The organism is Photobacterium minamisatsumaniensis, assembly GCF_050336695.1.
Lineage (GTDB): Bacteria > Pseudomonadota > Gammaproteobacteria > Enterobacterales > Vibrionaceae > Photobacterium > Photobacterium minamisatsumaniensis.
The window spans coordinates 73,170-91,026 of record NZ_JAKJSI010000034.1 but is presented as its reverse complement, the minus strand read 5'-3'; the positions used below and the strand labels follow the sequence as shown (position 1 = coordinate 91,026).

Genomic DNA, 17,857 nt, shown 5'->3' with positions numbered 1-17,857 from the left:
GAGTAATAATGTTATTTTAATTCCATTAATTTCCCTATTACTTGCTATTAGTTTTACTCATTTTACGGTATTCATTTTTAAGTTCATATTCCACCCACGGATTTAACCAATCATCAAAAAGGTTGATAAATACTAGCAATCCTTCGCTAGTTATCGATCTTTGTCTTTGTCATTTTATAGAAGGCTTTTGAGAGGGGATATCATTCCTGTACACCTTCGTATTGCAGTAACTTAGGTATAAATATTAACTTTTGATTCATAGCAGTTTTTATCTGTCTATGCCTCTCATGCTTTGGAGATCACAGTAGTGAATAAGCACACTACAGTACCACTTGCACGTAACACAGTCTGGGTACCTATATTAGGACTGTCTCTTTTCGCTATTGCTTCTGGCTATTTAATGAGTTTATTGCCGCTATCGTTAGGGCAATACCAACTTCCAAAAGAGTCGGCGAGTTGGTTAGCAAGTGTTTATTATTTAGGGTTACTGTTTGGTTCGATGTTTATCGAACCTGTTATAAAGAAAGCAGGCCACCAGCGAGCTTTTGTTATTTTTATGACTTTACTCTTCGTGAGTGTCGTCACGATGATAATGCTACCTAGCCTTGCAAGCTGGCTTTTCGCTCGATTCATTGCAGGAATGGCTGTTGCGGGTGTTTTTGTTGTCATCGAGTCATGGCTTTTGATTGGCGACAATGCCAAAGAACGCGCTAAAAATCTGGGCCTATATATGACTTCGCTCTACGGTGGAACAACAATTGGCCAGTTTGGTATAGGCACGATTGGCATTGAAGGGGGTCTTCCTTTTGCCGCGATAGCGACTTTATTGATTATCGCAATACTCCCAGTCGCTTTAGCTAAAAATGTTAACCCGACCTGTGATGAGCACCAAAGTTTATCAATGCGTAAAATTTTGGCGTTAAGTAAACCTGCAATCATCGGGTGCCTTGTCTCAGGCATGGTGATGGGATCAATCTATGGTTTACTGCCTTTAGCACTGAAAGTGACAGTGAATGATAATCACCAAATTAGCGTACTTATGGCTATAACAGTACTTGGTGGGATGCTTATACAGCCTATTGTTGGCAAAGTATCAAATCTTATGTCTAAATCATTATTGCTCGCCGCTTTCTCGCTACTTGGCGTATTTGCGATGGGGCTGTACCTGTTAGACTCAAGCTACAGTACGCAAGTTATTTCTTTATCAATACTGGGCATGTCAGCTTTTGCGTTATATCCAGTTGCGATCACACTTGCGTGCGATGGCTTAGCTTCTTCAGCTATTGTTTCAGCAACTCAAGTGATGCTATTTAGTTACAGCGTTGGCTCTGCGACTGGACCAATTATTGCCAATGAATTTATGAAAGGCGATATGGGGTTAATGGGGTTCTTCTTTAGCTTATTTTTAGCAACGGCAATTTACATGCTACTAGTAAGCGCACGTACTAAGCCAAGGATTGTGGCTAGTTAAGTATAAATTTAAAAAGTGAGGCTCAATAGCCTCACTTTTTTATCCGCTATCTATGTAAATAGATAAAAATTAACCCTTCTTGGTTCTCCAGAACAAGAACGCCTTTGAAAAACGAGTACTACGCAACAGAAACAGCCACTTCTAATTTTTCGAGTAACACGTCCTTCTTGAATGGCTTCGCAACGTAATCGTCCATACCCGCATCAAAGCATTTGCTAATATCGTCATCCAACACACTCGCAGTCAATGCAATAATCGGCATACGCGTGCTCTCTTGTTCCGTTTCCCATGCTCTGATTGCTTCCGTCGCAGTAAAGCCATCCATAATCGGCATCATACAGTCCATTAACACCGCATTATATTGTTTACCTAAGCGAATAAAATCGACCGCTTCTTGGCCATTATTTGCGACGTCAAACTCATAGCCTGCTTTTTTCAAGAATAGAGAAGCGACTTTTTGATTGACTAGGTTATCTTCAACAATCAAAATTTTATGATTGCTTTTCACAATACTATTTGATTCATCAAGTTGCTCATTAAATTGCGTGCGATTAGAACCCTTTGATGTGATGACAGATTTAATTGTCTTGGTAAAACGACTGCCCAATAGTGGTGTGGTCACAATACCTTCAACAGTATGTCCAAAATCATGCTGTTCATCCAAATGACTACAGCACAAGACTAACGGTGTATTAGGTAACAGCCCCTTTATATCACCTAGTTCTTTCGTAGATAAAAACAGTGACTCTTGGCAATACATCACTACATCAATTGGTTGAGTTGCATTTTTTATTTCATCAACTTCATTACACGTTTCAACAACAAGTCCATTAAGCTCACTTTCAGCTTTCAATCGTTCAAGCTGCTTCTGCTCACGACTAATCATTAATACTTTACGTTGATTGATTTCAGGGAGCAGTTTCGGTTCTTGAGTAACAATATCAACCTCTAAAGTGAAGAAGAAATTACTTCCTTTTCCTTTTTCAGACTCAAGTGCTATATCCCCCCCCATCAATTCTACAAGCTGACGGCATATCGCCAACCCTAGCCCCGTACCACCAAACTGGCGAGTGATTGAACCATCTTCTTGCGTAAACGGTGCAAATACTTGTGCTTGTTTATCTTTAGCAATACCAATGCCTGTATCTATGATAGAGAACGTTAATGCAGCTTTATTATTTTCCTTCAATTCAGCGTCAATTTTTAACGTGACTGATCCGCTTGTGGTAAATTTAACGGAGTTAGACATTAAATTCATCAGCACTTGACGTAACCTGTGTTCGTCAATCATTGCTACAGAGGGAACCTCTGGTGAAATACTAACAATTAAATCCAGCCCGGTATTAGCCGCTTTAGCGATCACAATTGACATCGTGTCATAAACAACTTCACTGACACGGCAATCATTGGGAGCAAGGATAAGGTTGCCAGATTCAATTTTAGATAAATCTAAAATATCATTAATCAATAGCAATAACGTTTGCGAGGACGTTTCTATGGTTTGTAAATATTCTGATTGTGATGGATTTAAATCTGTATCGGAGAGAATCGAAGACATACCAATAATTCCGTTTAAAGGTGTCCTGATTTCATGAGACATATTGGCTAAAAATGAGCTTTTTGCCACATTTGCTTTTTCTGCTTCATCTTTCGCTTTTACAAGGTTAACTTGATTATGCGTTCGCTCCTCAATCAGCGCATTTAGCTTCTTACTGAAAACCGTAAATTCATCATTACCATCAACTTTTACTTTTGCCTCTTCACCAGAACGGTCTTTAACGGTTGACATGGCTTTTAGTACGCGGTGCAAGTAAGAGCCTATCCGCTTAATTAAGTTTGCACCCAAGATAACGAGTATCGTAAGTGATAAAACAATAGCCACCAAGTACAGTAGCATTAATTGTTTAGCTTCATTAATTGACTGATCGATATCAGCTCTAAGTTCATTGCTTATTTGATAGACAACGAATTTGATCAGATTAAATCGTTCATCAATCGCCTTAAAACTATCCATTGATTGAATACCAGCGAATGCATCTGACATGATATCCGTTCGTAAACGGTAACTTTCAGAGAAAACGGGATTTGCAAAGGTTTTACTCAGTAGCTCTATCTGCTGAGTGGTGGCATTAATTGTAAGGTATCTATCAATAATCAATTGCTGTCGTTCGATGATGGTATCAAGCTGCTCCTTAAAGTCATTGCTATTTGAAGGGTTATAGCTAATTAAATGAATATACCAATTCTCTTGTTGTGCCCACAGTTGTAACCATTGAAGTTGATAAAGAACCGATAATTTCTGCTCTATATTCACATCATTCAAAATCAGGCTACTTTTTTCCAAATTAACCATACTTTGTACTGATAAGTCATACGCCCAATCCGACCAATCATTAATATCTTCCTGCCCAACACCATCATAATCTGATGCTAACTCCTCCATCTCTTCGGAAATAGAAATAAGATCAGAACTCGACTCGACTGTAAAGGCACTCGGTATTGCAGTTGTAATTTGAGAGATAGATCTTGTTAATTCATCTGTTGTTAACTCTGATTCATTTTCATACAGCTTATTTGTTCTTAACTTGTGGACCAATGTCCCAAAATTTGAATTCGCTTCTAATAATTGTATTCTAGCATTAAGGTAATTTAGGCTTTCAACCTTATGAAACAACGACTTAACCTCAACAAAGGCAAGTGTACTTGAAAGTGCCAGCGGTATGATTATTAAAAAAAGCAGCCTTGATTTTATAGAAAACCGATTTAACAGGCTCATTTATCACTCCTTGAAAAAAACCTTTAAATGTCTATTTGTAGTCACAACAATGTCTACTATTATTTATAGCAGGATTAATAAGTAATGATGGAATTTAAATTAATGAACAATGGATTGAATTTTAAATCAAATTTTATCAGGCTCCTTCTATTTACTTACCTATCAGTAATAAGTTTTTCATCTTATGCATCTGAAGGTAATGAGGTTGAGTTTGCCGTGTTTTCTATGAATAAAGACATCCCAGCGTTGAGCAAGAGTAAAACAAGGATGTTGTATAAAGGAAAAACAAAAAAATTAAATGGCAGTATAAAGATCATCTTAGTTGATTTACCAGAAAGCTCTATTCTCCGTGAAGATTTTTATAATATGTTATTAGGTAAATCGATATCTCAAATGAATGGGTATTGGGCTAGCCAGTCATTTTCTGGGAAGGGAACACCACCGGAAGAGTTGAGCAGCGATGACATTAAAGAAATTTTAGAGTGGTTAAATAATAATCCAAATGGCATTGCCTACGCACCAGTTAATGCTGTGCCAGAAAATGCGAATATTCTAATTACCGTTTTACAAGGAGAGTAAAATGAAAAAACGTCTTCTCTTTTCGTTGCCTCTGCTTGTTTCTCCTATAACAAGCCTAGCGGCGATAAATGTTACGGATAACCTGTCAGTTAGTGGTTTTGGTTCAACATCAATCACGAAATCAGACAATTCAGTCCCTCTCTTTGTCAATCGTGAAATAACTGACGATACCTGTTATGACTGTGATACCACCTTTGGTCTCCAAGCCGATTTACATGTCACTGACGAACTACATGCATCGGTACAAGTCGTTAAACGTCCACAAGATGATTGGTCTGACCCCGAGCTTGAGTGGGCTTATGTATCATATGAATATAACGACCTCACCTTTAACGGTGGCCGATTACGCATCCCCTTATTTTTAATTTCAGAATATTACTATGTTGGTCAAGCCTACCCTTGGGCTAGACCACCGCAAGAAGTCTACGATAGTATTCTCGGGTTTACTTATTTCGACGGCCTATCAGCCTCATGGCGTTATGAGCTCAATGACGAAGCAGTACTCACTTTATCGCCTTATTATGGTTTTGAAAGAGACAATAAAGTCGACCTTGGCTCTACTACACTGACTTTTGACACTAAGCATATGGCAGGTCTTGCCGCTGAAGTCAGCGGATTTAACTACCGTGTTCATTTTGGCTATATGAATACAAAATACTCGATAGTACCCTCGCCTAAAGAAGAAACCCTCAACCTTTATACATTAGGTGGTGAATATTCACTTGATAACTGGCAGTTCATGGCTGAAGTTCAAGCTGACAAAGTTCAAACCAACTGGTACGTCAGCGGTGCTTATCATTTAGATAAATTTACGCCGTATCTTGTTTATGGTGAAAGTCACCAGCGTCGTAAAACAAACAGCCTTACCGCAGGTGTTCGTTATGACCTCACCTATTCAATTTCTGTAAACGCAGAGTGGCAAGGTATCTACATGAGACAAGGTGATTATGATGACTTTGACACTGGCCAGTTTATTTTCCCATCTAAAGTGACAGGTGAAGATAAAGACGCCAATGTGTTTACGTTAATGCTTAACTTTGTGTTCTAGCGACTACTCTAAGGCACTTAGCAGGCTGTGCTAAGTGCTTTCTATTACAGCTTCATGTCACTTCACAAGCATCGCTGCGCCAAACACGCCTGCACTATCCCCAAGCAACGGTTTCATTATTTTAGTCTTCACTTCTGGATTAAATAAATGGGGCAAAATTGCTTTCTTACCTTCGGTATATATCCCACCAATGTTACCAACCCCACCACCGATGACGATAACATCAGGGTCTAACACATTGATGATTGAGGCGACTGCAATACCAAAATTAGCATAGAGCCTTTCAAGTGTTTGCAATGCATTGACGTTACCCTGTTGAGATAGCACTACGATTTCAGGTAACGACAATGTATCTCCAGTTTGCGACGTGTAATAACGTTCAAGCGCCTTACCTGATAATACTGTTTCAACACAGCCTGATTTTCCGCAGTAACAATCCTTACCACCGGATTCAAGCAAATTATGTCCCCACTCACCAGCAATACCGTGACAGCCATACAGAATATGCCCATTCACTACAATGCCCGCCCCTACACCAGTTCCCATGATAATACCAAATACTGTTTCAGCTTGGATTTCACTTTGTTTAACGGCACCTAGATGAGTTTCAGCCAAAGCAAAACAGTTAGCATCATTGGCTAAACGTACTGTTACCCCTAATAAGGCTTCAAGATCGTGGTGTAATGGCTGGCCATTTAGGTGTGTTGAATTACAGTTTTTCATAACTTGTGCTGATGGGTCTAATGTTCCGGGCGTCCCGAATCCTATCGCACAAGGTTGTTCGCCAATTAGCGCCGTACAACGCCCGACTAACGTTTTTATCTGACCAAGTACATGCTGATAGCCTTGTTCACCTTCTGTGGCAATGCGCTCTCTAAGCACACATTTATCATCTTTATATGACAATACTGCACATTCAATTTTTGTACCGCCAAGATCGATTCCCCAGTAATACTCTGCCATTCTAATTCCTATTAAAAAAAATCGTCATCAATACCAGCCTTAAATAAGCCTTAAACATCAGCGACTCCAAGGCAATTTTCTTCTCAAGTATTGACCTTAACAAAATGCCACAGATCACTTAGCGACCGGTTTCACATGATAAGCACAAGCATCCAATTAAGGAAAAATCAGCCATACTTAAACCAAAACAGATAGGTGCAGTTATTGATAAGAGCTGCTTTGCATTCTCACAATAACGTCCTTTTATGTTTATGTTTCTCACTAGGAGATAAAAGCAATGTTTTTGAAAGAATCTCGAACGGGTGATTTAGTTGACGTCGTTGACATGTCTTCGTTGATTAATCCCTTTTCTCAACATGTCACCGTGCAGTATCAATCAGGGGAAGATTTAGCTGACCCGGTGAATATAGACAAACAACAATTAGCCTTCCCTTCTGGCGAAGAATTGCCTGAATGTTGGATCAATGGCTATTACAAACACGGACAACGTTAGCATTAGGTTTCCTCTCTTACCCCCACTAGAGGTGTAAGAGAGGAAAGTGAAAATCGTAAACTTCGATAAATAAAGAGGCTAATTGTGTTACGAGCACTGTTTGAAATAAAGTTAAAAGGACACCTGCCCGATATTCTGACTAATTTGCTTTGTTAATCTATCCACTCCAACTGAAAGCGCTTTGACTTGCGCATTGTATCCAGCTTCTTCGAGTGGAACTTGAATAAAGAATGGCTGCCGAGAAATCACATCGCCAGCTTGATTAATCACTAGCCATTGCCCTTTGAGCTTGGCAAGCCCTGAAAAGTGTCCGTTAAATTCGGTGAATTTAACCTGTAGCTTAGGTAAACCTACAGACCCAACGGCTGGGGTTAGTTCATCAAACCAATAGCGTGATTGCTTTTGCCTAAGATCCGTCGTAATCAACCGAGTTAACTGTAACGTCAGATTTTCAGCCCAAAGATTTTGCTGAGCCTGAACGATCTCGGTATCACTCACTTGATAAACAAGGCTCGTACTATTCAAATGTGCACTCACCTCTACCGGCCTGACGATGACTAACGGCTGAGATTTGTTGGCATACGTCATAAACTGATCGTTGTCATGGCTTGGGAGAAGGTAGGTTTTAACCATCGGCTCTGATGAGCTACACCCAGCTAAAGCAAGTATGAATATAAAGATAAACCGTGACATTATTGCACTCCCCCAGCAGGTATCGGATCGGGTGTTTTCTCACTGGAAAATATGAGCGAGTTAGGCTTTTCATTTAACTGCCTTAACACTGGTTGAAGTTCTGCCATTACATGTTCAAACTGGGCTAAAGCTTGCTCCAAATTTTGATAAGGCTGAGCATCAGGGCCAAAGCCATTCAACGTTTGCTGAATTTGCTCTAGACTAAGACGAATCTCGCCCGGTATTGCTTGAGTATCTTTTTGCGCTAGTAAACCTGTGAGTTCTTTTGCGACGCCTTCCGCCGCTGCCAAGCTTTTCTGAGAGGTGCTTAATGTCGCATTTAAACTCTTTAATGTGTCTTCAACCGGTAGCTCGTTTACTTTATTCAAAATCGCCATAATTTGCTTCTGTATTTGAGCAAAGCCACCCGCTTTTGTTGGGAATAAATCATAACCGCTATATTGCCTTGTATCTGGCCGTTTCTCATCGGGATATTGTTCTAAGTCAATAAGTAACGCCCCCGTCAGTATATTGCCGGTTTTTAAAGATGCCCTTAAACCGCTATGAAACTCTTTTTCTAGGTTTAACTTCAATTCATCCAACGAGCCATAATTGATGTGTTGAAGTACACGCCCAAGTTCGATACGCACTAATACTGGTATTTGTTTATTCGTGAAGCCTTTATCCATCGTTGATAAGCTAAGAGGCACTTTCTGTACTGTGCCCACTCTTATACCGCGGTATTCGATTGGTGCACCTTCATTTAACCCCCTCACCGACTCATCAAAAAACATGACATATTCTAAATATTCATCGAAAAAGCGTTCTTTAACTTGTTTTAGGTTGTTATAAAGTCGAAATTTTGAAAGCTCAGCAGTAATGAGGGCTCCGGGATCTCTTTCTTTCGGAACTCGAAAACTGACCCCTCCAGTAATAAGCGATTCTATCGAGCCGATTTTTAAGTTAAACCCTTCAGCCGACATATTAAGATCAATCCCTGACGTTAACCAAAAGCGACTTCTTTTACGAATCAAACCGTTATAAGGTTCAAAAATAAATAGCTGGTAGTGAGCTTTCTTTGTGTCAGGGTCAAATGTTGCTTTTTCAACTCGTCCAACTGTAAATCCTTCATATAAAACTGGGTCACCAACGCCCAGCTTTCCGGCTTCATTGTGAGTTAAAATAATCCGTATCCCTTTAGCATCTGGTGGCGCGACTGGAGGGATTTCCAAAACCGTAAAGTCTCGCTGCTCTTTTCCATTTCGTCCCGGCCTTAACTGGATATATGCACCAGAAAGTAAGGTTTCTAAGCCCGATACACCTTCTTTCCCTATTCGTGGTTTAACCACCCAGAATAGTGTGTCGTCTTTCAACATTCTGGCTGCATTTTTATCCATCTGAACAACCACCTGAATAGCACTGTAATCATCATTCAGTGTGACATTTTTAACGACTCCCACTTTTACATTCAACGCTCTTATTTCTGTTTTCCCGACCTCTATACCTTCGGCAGTATCCATCGTTAATGTGATTTCAGGCCCTTGGCTAGTGATAAATTGATAAAACATCCATATCCCAATTCCAATAGCGACAAGTGGCACAAGCCATATCGAAGAAACTTGCTTCACTGCTTCTTTACTCGCCTTAGGCGATTGTTGTTCATTCATGAGCATTGTTCTCATTGTTGTTATTGGTCATTATCTCTGTTTTTTCCGCTGGCTTATTTTCAGCGCCTTGTGTCCAAAATATACGAGGATCAAATGTCATCGCCGACAACATAGTTAGCAAAACAACACAAGCAAACGAAAGTGCGGCAGGGCCGGGGAAAATGGCCATTAAGTTTTGCAGTTGAACAAGAGCAACTAATATGGCAACAACGAATATGTCAATCATTGACCAACGGCCAATTAGCTCAGTCATTCGATAAAGCTTTAATTGCTGAATAGCTTTCCGCTCACCTTCAGAATTATTCCGATGGGCATGAAAATATAGCCACGTTAAAGCAAACATCTTGGCTAATGGAATCACGATACTGGCAAGAAAAATGACCGCAGCAATGGGGTATGACTTCAATTGCCACAGCAACACGACCCCACCTAAAATAGTAGAGCCTTCAGTATTACCAAGACTTACCGTATACATCATTGGATAAAGGTTTGCTGGTATAAAAAACACAGCCGCTGCAATTAATAATGCCCAAGAACGCTGCAACATTTGTGTCGGGTTATAAGGGTGCAACGAACCATGACAACGGAAACAAACAGCATCCTTATGATTGATAGATATCGGATTTATTTGTGCGCAAACATGGCAATTAGTATGGTTGTTTGAATGATGGCTATCGCCTGCCATAATGCCTTTTATCGGTACAAGCGGCAGGAACTGCATCCACAACCAAGTTCGGTCAACCATTGAAACGCATTTAACAACCAGTATGGTGTAAATACAAAAAGCCCAAAATGACATCCCTAAACCAACATCAGCCAAGGCCGCTATTTTGATCAGGCTAACTAATACACCAATCAAAAACACATCCACCATTAACCATGGTTCAATGCGTATCATCGCCCTGCATAATCGCTTTTCCATGCCGGTAATTTGTTTATTACTGCCTGAGACAATTCGGCCTGCTCGAACATACAGATACAATAAGACGCTAAGGTACATAGCAGGCAATACCACAACGGTGGCCAATAGCAGCAGTGCCAATAAACTGTTTTCGTACTCACTCAACATTTTGGCAGAATGCATTAACGTAATTTCTTGGCTAATGCCTTGTACGCTGAACGACATAAAAGGAAAACTGACGCTAGCGACGAGCATCACTAAACTCGCAACCCCATAAGAAAGAGGCCGCTGAAATGGCTGTGCCACACGTTTAGCTAAAGTATGGTGGCAGCGTGGACATGATGCTTTCTCGCCATCATCTAATGATGGCAGCTCAACAACAAGCCCACATTCTTCACAACTAACAAGCGTTTGTAATGACAGTGATTTAGACATTTCCTTTCCAAAAAACTCACCTTGGTTCAAGTATAGGAAGGATTTGTCTTAAAGTGCCCTGAATATAATCACTCTGTATAAATAACCGTTTTTTACCAATCAATTAGGCTAAACGTAGGGCTAATGGATTTACGGGTGAATATTAATACAATTGATCTGTTTTAGCGGCGCAAATGAAGTCGTTTTTATGCAAACCTTTAGCAGAATGGCTCCACCATCGAACGGTTACCTTCCCCCACTCTAACGTAATCTCTGGATGATGAAACTCTTGTTCAGCCAACTCGGCAACGCGATCAGTAAATACCCATGCATGTTTGAAATTTTTAAAGCTAAAGATACGCTCTAACTGCATAGTGCCACCAACGTCTATTACACCCCATTCAGGCACTTGAGTTAAAAGCTCTTTGACATCTTCCTCTGCTACTTTTGGTGCTCCTGCTTGGCAAGCCTCGCACTTTAATTCATGTAAATCTGCCATTGGCTATTATCCTACTCTTCTGATTATTAAGATTATTGAAATAATGCATTAAGCAACAATTTAAACGGCATACTTAAAGATAGGCGAATGCATTCCCTTTTTTCGAGCCTCATTTACATATTTCATAATATCTTGCTGTGCGAGCTCATAAAGCTGCTGTATATCATCCAATATAAAATAGATTGGCTGCATAATGTCGATACGGTATGGGGTTCGCATGATCTCAACAGGATCAAACTTAGCGTACCTTGGGTGTTCTTGAGCACTCATACGTGCTTGCTGACCGCCTGTAAGTGCATAATGCGTTTCACCAGGGGATGATAATATTCCACCACCATAAATGCGTATTTCACCCTGCTGGCGTAATAAACCAAACTCAACGGTAAACCAATATAGCCGAGCTAAATACACCCGATCTTCAGGTGTTGCTGCCAGCCCTAGCTTTCCATACGCATGAGTGAACTCTGCAAATGCAGGATTGGTTAACATTGCACAGTGACCGAATATCTCATGGAAGAAATCGGGCTCTTGTAAATAATCAAACTCTTCTCGGCGTCGTATAAACGTTGCAACAGGAAATTGTTTATTTGCCAGCAATGAAAAAAAACGATCGAAATTAATCAACGCTGGCACTGCAGTACACTCCCAACCTGTTGTGCTGCCGAGTACACGATTAACTTCCGCTAGTTGCGGTACATGCTCTTTTGGTAAGTTCAGTAGCGTCAAACCGTACAAGTATTCATTGCACGCCCGACCTTCTAAACAACTTAATTGCCGCGTGACCAAATCTTGCCAGACGCGGTTTTCTGACTCATTCCAATCAACGTGGCCGTCATTGCCTAGTTTTTTTGATGTGTATTTAGTCGCACTACCCATAATTAATCACCGATTTACCGTCACCGCCTCTCCGTGGCACAAATTCAAAAAGTGTTCATTTCAATATTTTCTTATTTAAGGGTAGATGCCTAACTCAACTCACCGCCTTCGTGACTAGATAATTTAGCCCCGCCCAGCGTAACAATAAATTTACATTTAAATGTTTATTCACCTTACTCATTCGGCTTTCATTCATCCCAGCACTTTGTGTTATTACAACAACATGTAAAGTGCTCAAGACATACCAAGCCCTTTTTCATCAAGGCAAAAAGTTGCTTGATCACGCTTGTTAAGCCAGAGTTAAAACATTCCACAGCAAAGTAGAATCCACACTTGAAGCGTTTCTTACTCTTCATTTTTCAATGCAACATCGCTGTTAACTAGCGTTAAAAACAGGAGTGCTTATGCGGCAATGGTTTCAATTTCCTATCACGGAAGGAAAAGCCTCTAAACAAGCGCATTGCGACCTTCCGGAAGGTACATATGAAAGAGAGTGTGGAAAAGAAGGCTTTTTTGGTCCAGCAAGCCACATGTATCATGCCCACCCCCCTACAGGTTGGATTGAATGGGAAGGTACGTTACGACCTCGCGCCATAGACACCAACGCGATAAATGCATCGACAAGGTCACCTTGGAGTGCCCCTCTCTTATTGTTTAACAACAACCTTAAACTGCGCGTATGGCAAACCAATACCGCAATGGATCACCTTGTGCGCAACGGTGATGGCGATGAAGTGCTTTTCGTCCATCATGGTTGCGGTGATCTGTACTGTGACTATGGGCACCTTAGCTATAAAGACGGCGATTATATTGTCTTACCCAGAGCAACTAGCTGGCGAATTACCCCGCATACATCGACGACTCTACTACTGATTGAAGCAACCAATAGTGGTTTTCAAATGGCTGATAGAGGGTTAGTCGGTCAACACGCTATTTATGATCCAGCGGTACTTGAATACGCGAAAATTAATGATCAATTTCTTGAGCAGCAGTCCTATCATCAAGTTAAAACCGAAGAGGGCTATCAACATTGGCAGGTACACTTAAAAGCCAGGAATAGCCTGAATACGATTACTTACCCTTTTAATCCACTTGATGCGCAGGGTTGGAAAGGCAACCTAACCGCATTCAAACTAAATTGGCGTGATATTCGCCCCCTAATGAGCCATCGCTACCATTTGCCGCCATCCGCTCACACCACATTTGTCGCCGACGCATTTGTAATATGTACTTTTGTACCTAGGCCAATAGAGACAGATCCTGACGCATTAAAAGTCCCATTTTTTCATAACAATGATGATTATGATGAAGTGCTATTTTATCACCGCGGTAATTTTTTCAGCCGCGATAATATTGAAGCTGGAATGATTACCCATCACCCATGCGGATTTTCTCACGGGCCTCACCCCAAAGCACTTGCAGCAAGCCAGTCACAACCGAAAAAAGACACCGATGAAGTTGCTGTCATGATCGATGCTCGCTACCCACTTGAAATTGCAGAACTACCGGAAGGGGCAGAAAACACCGACTATGTTTACTCATGGCAAGAGAATAAATAATTGTTCGGTCTAAAGGCCGTCAATTTACATTGTAAACAAGGAGCCAAACGTGAAACTCGCATCTCTTAATCATGGCCGTGATGGTCAACTCATTGTGGTGTCACGTGACTTAAAGGTAGCTGTTCATGCTCACGATATTGCGCCCACATTACAATTTGCCTTAGATAATTGGGATCAAGTCGAAGCCGACCTTCAACATATTTACCACAACCTTAATAACGGTGATATATCCAATAGTTTCACTTTCAACCCGATGTTTTGTGCCTCCCCGTTGCCTCGTGCTTATCAATGGGCTGACGGCAGTGCTTATGTCAATCACGTCGAATTAGTAAGAAAAGCAAGAGGGGCAGAAATGCCTGAAAGCTTTTGGAGCGACCCGCTGATGTATCAAGGTATGTCAGATGGTTTTCTAGCGCCAAATCAAGATATCAGTATTGAAGATGAAAGCTGGGGCATTGATTTTGAAGGTGAAATAGCCATTATCACTGATGATGTACCAATGGGAACACGGACAGAAGAAGTACATGGCCACATCAAGTTACTCATGCTGGTAAACGATGTATCACTGAGAAACCTTATTCCTAATGAACTTGGCAAAGGGTTTGGGTTTTTCCAATCTAAACCTTCATCCTCATTTTCACCCGTAGCGGTTACACCCGATGAGTTAGGTGATAGTTGGCATGATTTTAAGCTTCACCACCGTTTACACGTACATTTAAACAATAGTCTCTTTGGCCAGCCTCACGCTGGGGTAGATATGACATTTAACTTCTCTGAACTGGTACAGCATGTCGCTAAAAGTCGTCATCTCGCGGCAGGTACGATTATTGGTTCTGGCACTGTATCGAACAAAGACAGAAGTAGTGGCTCTTGCTGTATTGCAGAAAAGCGCATGTTAGAAGTCCTTGAGTCTGGCGAAGCTAAAACACCATTTCTGCAATTTGGTGATACGGTACGTATAGAAATGTTCGATAACAACAATGTGTCAATATTCGGGGCTATCGAACAAAAAGTCGTTAAATATCAACATAAATACCGAGATGGCGACCTTAATCACCACAAGCCACATTAGTTGGCTTTATTCATTCGGGGTATAAAGGATCAAATGATGAAGCTTTACGACTATTACCGTTCATCAGCAGCTTACCGAGTTCGCATCGCGTTAAACATAAAGCAATTGGCTTATGAACAGTTACCCATATCATTAATAGACAATGAACAGAATAGCGGCAGCTATACCTCAATGAACCCGCATGCGTTAGTGCCTGGCTTACAGCTTGAAAGCACGGGAGATACCAGCGTACTAGGTCAATCAATTGCGATTATTGAGTACCTTGACGAATGCTACCCTGAACCACCTTTACTGCCAGCGCTCCCCCTAGAAAAAGCACGATGTCGTGAAATATCACTCGCCATTGCATGTGATATCCACCCTTTAAATAACTTAAGAATATTGAACTATCTCAATACCGAGCTAGGTGTTAATCAGAATGAAAAAATGGTGTGGTATCACCATTGGTTAAGCCGTGGATTCCAAACACTTGAACGACTAATTTCCCACCAGAACACTTCTTTTTGTTGTAGTGAACAACCAACAATGGCTGATTTATGCCTAATTCCACAGCTCTATAATGCCAAACGATTTGGTTTTGATACTAGCCCCTACCCTGAACTACTTAATATTGAAAGACGGTGTCTTGCATTAACCCCATTTATTCAAGCCCATCCCGATAATCAATCAATATAAACCAACAATATAAATCAACAATAATGACGAAACGCTATCAATCGTGCATTCAACACATGAAGCCGCTAAATAGTTAAGGAAGAGGTTATGCGAACACAACAAGTACATAGCACTCACACTGAACCGACAATGTTATGGATGCCAGGTAAAGATAGGCTGCAAAAAAGTAAATTATATCAATTCATGGTTGAGTTAAGTGAGCAGCAAGATGTGTTGTTTCATGATTACAACCAGCTACACCGATGGAGTGTTGATAATAACGAGCACTTTTGGGAAATGGTATGGCAATTCTGTGGCGTAGTCGGCGATAAGCTACCACCTATTACTTTTTGCCCTCCTCATTCAACGAACCAGCCGAAGGAAACTCAATGGTTTCCACTCTCTACACTTAATTATGCTGAGAATTTGCTAAATAATTGGCATACACATGCCGCGGCTGATGCCATCATTTTTCATAGCGAAGGCGAGCTCACGAGAAAGCAGCACCTAAGCTGGCAACAATTATATCGTCAGACTTCACAAGTCGCAGCCTTCCTAAAAAGTTACGGTGTGTCGAAGGGAGACGTTGTAGCAGGTTACCTACCCAACCTGCCGCAAACCATCGTTGCAATGCTCGCAACGACGTCATTAGGGGCTATCTGGACATCAACCTCACCCGACTTTGGGTCCGAAAGTGTCATTGAGCGGTTTAATCAAACAAAACCTAAAGTCTTATTCAGTGCAGATGGCTATTTTTATAATGGTAAGTCAATTTGCTACAACGATAAAGTTGACCAAGTTGTGTCGAATTTACCAAGCTTAGAATGCGTCATTGTTATTCCCTATATTGAGAGTGAACACGAGCCATTGTCTCTTTCAATTGAAACGATAGCGGTCACTCACTGGGATTCAATCCTCGAAACATTCGAACCAAATGAAATCACCTTTCAACCTGTCCCTTTTAATCATCCGCTCTATATTTTGTACTCATCAGGCACTACAGGCCAACCTAAATGCATCACCCACAGCGTTGGCGGCACACTTCTCAACCACCTAAAAGAGCATCAATTACAATGTGATATAAAACCTCGTGACAAGGTATTTTACTTCACAACGTGTGGCTGGATGATGTGGAACTGGATGGTGAGTGCACTTGCATCAGGGGCTTCGTTGGTAATATATGATGGTTCGCCGTTCTACCCTTCAGGAAACGTACTCTGGGATATGGCTGAGCAGGAAGAAATAACGCATTTTGGTACTTCCGCTAAATATCTTGAAGCGCTCCAAAAGCAGCATTACTCTCCCAAAGAAAGCTACCCATTAAAATCTCTAAGAACCCTATTTTCAACGGGTTCAGTTCTTGCTCCTGAGCAATTCGATTTTGTCTATCAACACATCAATAATGATATTCAACTTGCCTCGATATCGGGAGGAACCGATATTTGCGGGTGTTTTGCCATAGGTAACTCTATAAGCCCTGTACTTCGCGGTGAATGCCAAGGCCGAGCATTAGGTATGGATGTCCGAGTATTTAACCACCATGGTGAGCCCATTATTGACCAGCAAGGTGAACTGGTGTGTTGCAACAGCTTTCCCAACCAGCCCTGTGGTTTTTGGAACGATGACGACGGAAGCCGATATCATGATGCCTATTGGAATACCTACTCTAACGTATGGCATCACGGTGATTTTGTTGAGTTGGCCTCGACCGGTGGGATGATATTTTTCGGCCGTTCAGACGCTGTATTAAATCCAGGGGGGATCCGTATCGGTACCGCTGAAATATACCGCCAAGTTAATCCCATGGACGAGATTGTCGACTCATTGGTGATCAGCCAAAATGTCGGGAGTGATAGCCGCATTGTACTCTTTGTACAATTAGTCGACACTGCGAAACTTGATGACGTACTTATTTCAAACATAAAACAGGCCATAAAAACACAATGCTCACCAAAACATGTGCCTGAAATCATTCTTGAGGTAAGTGATATTCCGCGAACAAAGTCAGGCAAGTTGGTTGAACTTGCGGTTAAAAATATTGTCCACAATTTACCAGTTAAAAATGTCAGCGCGCTTGCTAATCCACAAGCATTAGAAGCGTTTAAAAACCGGCCAGAACTCAAGCAATAAGCCAGTAACAACACTCAATTTCGACTAATTTACCAAGATATCATCAATTGAGTGATATGATAATGCCACCAAAAAGGAGAGTG

15 protein-coding genes are annotated in these 17,857 nt (G+C 41.1%); 8 read left to right on the top strand and 7 right to left on the bottom strand.

What is annotated here, in order from left to right:
* Positions 1-307 precede the first annotated feature (307 nt).
* On the top strand, positions 308-1,471 hold the full coding sequence (locus tag L4D78_RS18600; RefSeq protein WP_428468325.1) for an MFS transporter: 1,164 nt from the start codon (positions 308-310) through the stop codon (positions 1,469-1,471).
* Positions 1,472-1,589: 118 nt separating this feature from the next.
* Here L4D78_RS18600 and L4D78_RS18595 read toward each other — a convergent pair whose 3' ends face one another.
* On the bottom strand, positions 1,590-4,247 hold the full coding sequence (locus tag L4D78_RS18595) for a hybrid sensor histidine kinase/response regulator (protein ID WP_428468324.1): 2,658 nt from the start codon (positions 4,245-4,247) through the stop codon (positions 1,590-1,592).
* An 84-nt stretch (positions 4,248-4,331) separates the two neighbouring features.
* On the opposite strand from L4D78_RS18595, the gene L4D78_RS18590 reads away from it, so the two are divergent.
* Both L4D78_RS18590 and L4D78_RS18585 read left to right on the top strand, forming a co-directional pair.
* Positions 4,332-4,826: a hypothetical protein gene (locus tag L4D78_RS18590; RefSeq protein ID WP_428468323.1), complete on the top strand. Its 495-nt coding sequence runs from the start codon at positions 4,332-4,334 to the stop codon at positions 4,824-4,826.
* Position 4,827: 1 nt separating this feature from the next.
* Entirely contained in the window at positions 4,828-5,874 is a 1,047-nt protein-coding gene (locus tag L4D78_RS18585) for a porin (protein WP_428468322.1), read from the top strand.
* A gap of 57 nt (positions 5,875-5,931) precedes the next feature.
* Here L4D78_RS18585 and L4D78_RS18580 read toward each other — a convergent pair whose 3' ends face one another.
* Positions 5,932-6,837: an ROK family protein gene (locus L4D78_RS18580; protein WP_428468321.1), complete on the bottom strand. Its 906-nt coding sequence runs from the start codon at positions 6,835-6,837 to the stop codon at positions 5,932-5,934.
* Positions 6,838-7,114: 277 nt separating this feature from the next.
* Between L4D78_RS18580 and L4D78_RS18575 the strand changes: the two genes are divergently transcribed.
* The gene (locus L4D78_RS18575; protein ID WP_428460911.1) at positions 7,115-7,330 is read left to right on the top strand and encodes an acetyltransferase; all 216 of its coding nucleotides are present in this window, start codon (positions 7,115-7,117) and stop codon (positions 7,328-7,330) included.
* A gap of 111 nt (positions 7,331-7,441) precedes the next feature.
* Here L4D78_RS18575 and L4D78_RS18570 read toward each other — a convergent pair whose 3' ends face one another.
* The 5 genes from L4D78_RS18570 to phhA all read right to left on the bottom strand — a co-directional run bounded on the left by L4D78_RS18570 (position 7,442) and on the right by phhA (position 12,359).
* Positions 7,442-8,023: a PqiC family protein gene (locus tag L4D78_RS18570; RefSeq protein WP_428468320.1), complete on the bottom strand. Its 582-nt coding sequence runs from the start codon at positions 8,021-8,023 to the stop codon at positions 7,442-7,444.
* Entirely contained in the window at positions 8,023-9,669 is a 1,647-nt protein-coding gene (gene pqiB, locus L4D78_RS18565; RefSeq protein WP_428468319.1) for an intermembrane transport protein PqiB, read from the bottom strand. Before pqiB ends, L4D78_RS18570 begins: the two co-directional genes overlap by 1 nt.
* Positions 9,662-11,005: a PqiA/YebS family transporter subunit gene (locus L4D78_RS18560; RefSeq protein ID WP_428468318.1), complete on the bottom strand. Its 1,344-nt coding sequence runs from the start codon at positions 11,003-11,005 to the stop codon at positions 9,662-9,664. The genes pqiB and L4D78_RS18560 overlap by 8 nt, the downstream gene beginning before the upstream one ends.
* A 142-nt stretch (positions 11,006-11,147) precedes the next feature.
* Positions 11,148-11,483, bottom strand: a complete 336-nt coding sequence (locus L4D78_RS18555) for a 4a-hydroxytetrahydrobiopterin dehydratase (protein WP_428468317.1) — start codon at positions 11,481-11,483, stop codon at positions 11,148-11,150.
* Positions 11,484-11,543: 60 nt separating this feature from the next.
* Positions 11,544-12,359, bottom strand: coding sequence for a phenylalanine 4-monooxygenase (phhA, locus tag L4D78_RS18550; protein ID WP_428468316.1), 816 nt, complete (start codon positions 12,357-12,359; stop codon positions 11,544-11,546).
* Between the two features lie 404 nt (positions 12,360-12,763).
* Here phhA and L4D78_RS18545 point away from each other — a divergent pair, with 404 nt between their 5' ends.
* From L4D78_RS18545 to L4D78_RS18530, 4 genes are all read left to right on the top strand, one after another.
* Positions 12,764-13,918: a homogentisate 1,2-dioxygenase gene (locus tag L4D78_RS18545; protein ID WP_428468315.1), complete on the top strand. Its 1,155-nt coding sequence runs from the start codon at positions 12,764-12,766 to the stop codon at positions 13,916-13,918.
* Between the two features lie 49 nt (positions 13,919-13,967).
* Complete coding sequence (locus L4D78_RS18540) at positions 13,968-14,990, top strand: fumarylacetoacetate hydrolase family protein (protein ID WP_428468314.1); 1,023 nt, start codon at positions 13,968-13,970, stop codon at positions 14,988-14,990.
* Positions 14,991-15,026: 36 nt separating this feature from the next.
* Positions 15,027-15,665: a maleylacetoacetate isomerase gene (gene maiA / locus L4D78_RS18535; RefSeq protein WP_428468327.1), complete on the top strand. Its 639-nt coding sequence runs from the start codon at positions 15,027-15,029 to the stop codon at positions 15,663-15,665.
* 87 nt (positions 15,666-15,752) lie between these two features.
* Positions 15,753-17,774 (top strand): acetoacetate--CoA ligase, encoded by a 2,022-nt coding sequence (locus tag L4D78_RS18530; protein ID WP_428468313.1) that lies wholly within the window; start codon positions 15,753-15,755, stop codon positions 17,772-17,774.
* Positions 17,775-17,857 lie beyond the last annotated feature (83 nt).

Bases quoted from the DNA above. Each gene is read 5' to 3' on its own strand.
- L4D78_RS18595 (WP_428468324.1), bottom strand. From the start codon at position 4,247: ATGAGCCTGTTAAATCGGTTTTCTATAAAATCAAGGCTGCTTTTTTTA.
- L4D78_RS18590 (WP_428468323.1), top strand. From the start codon at position 4,332: ATGATGGAATTTAAATTAATGAACAATGGATTGAATTTTAAATCAAAT.
- L4D78_RS18585 (WP_428468322.1), top strand. From the start codon at position 4,828: ATGAAAAAACGTCTTCTCTTTTCGTTGCCTCTGCTTGTTTCTCCTATA.
- L4D78_RS18580 (WP_428468321.1), bottom strand. From the start codon at position 6,837: ATGGCAGAGTATTACTGGGGAATCGATCTTGGCGGTACAAAAATTGAA.
- L4D78_RS18575 (WP_428460911.1), top strand. From the start codon at position 7,115: ATGTTTTTGAAAGAATCTCGAACGGGTGATTTAGTTGACGTCGTTGAC.
- L4D78_RS18570 (WP_428468320.1), bottom strand. From the start codon at position 8,023: ATGTCACGGTTTATCTTTATATTCATACTTGCTTTAGCTGGGTGTAGC.
- pqiB (WP_428468319.1), bottom strand. From the start codon at position 9,669: ATGAATGAACAACAATCGCCTAAGGCGAGTAAAGAAGCAGTGAAGCAA.
- L4D78_RS18560 (WP_428468318.1), bottom strand. From the start codon at position 11,005: ATGTCTAAATCACTGTCATTACAAACGCTTGTTAGTTGTGAAGAATGT.
- L4D78_RS18555 (WP_428468317.1), bottom strand. From the start codon at position 11,483: ATGGCAGATTTACATGAATTAAAGTGCGAGGCTTGCCAAGCAGGAGCA.
- phhA (WP_428468316.1), bottom strand. From the start codon at position 12,359: ATGGGTAGTGCGACTAAATACACATCAAAAAAACTAGGCAATGACGGC.
- L4D78_RS18545 (WP_428468315.1), top strand. From the start codon at position 12,764: ATGCGGCAATGGTTTCAATTTCCTATCACGGAAGGAAAAGCCTCTAAA.
- maiA (WP_428468327.1), top strand. From the start codon at position 15,027: ATGAAGCTTTACGACTATTACCGTTCATCAGCAGCTTACCGAGTTCGC.
- L4D78_RS18530 (WP_428468313.1), top strand. From the start codon at position 15,753: ATGCGAACACAACAAGTACATAGCACTCACACTGAACCGACAATGTTA.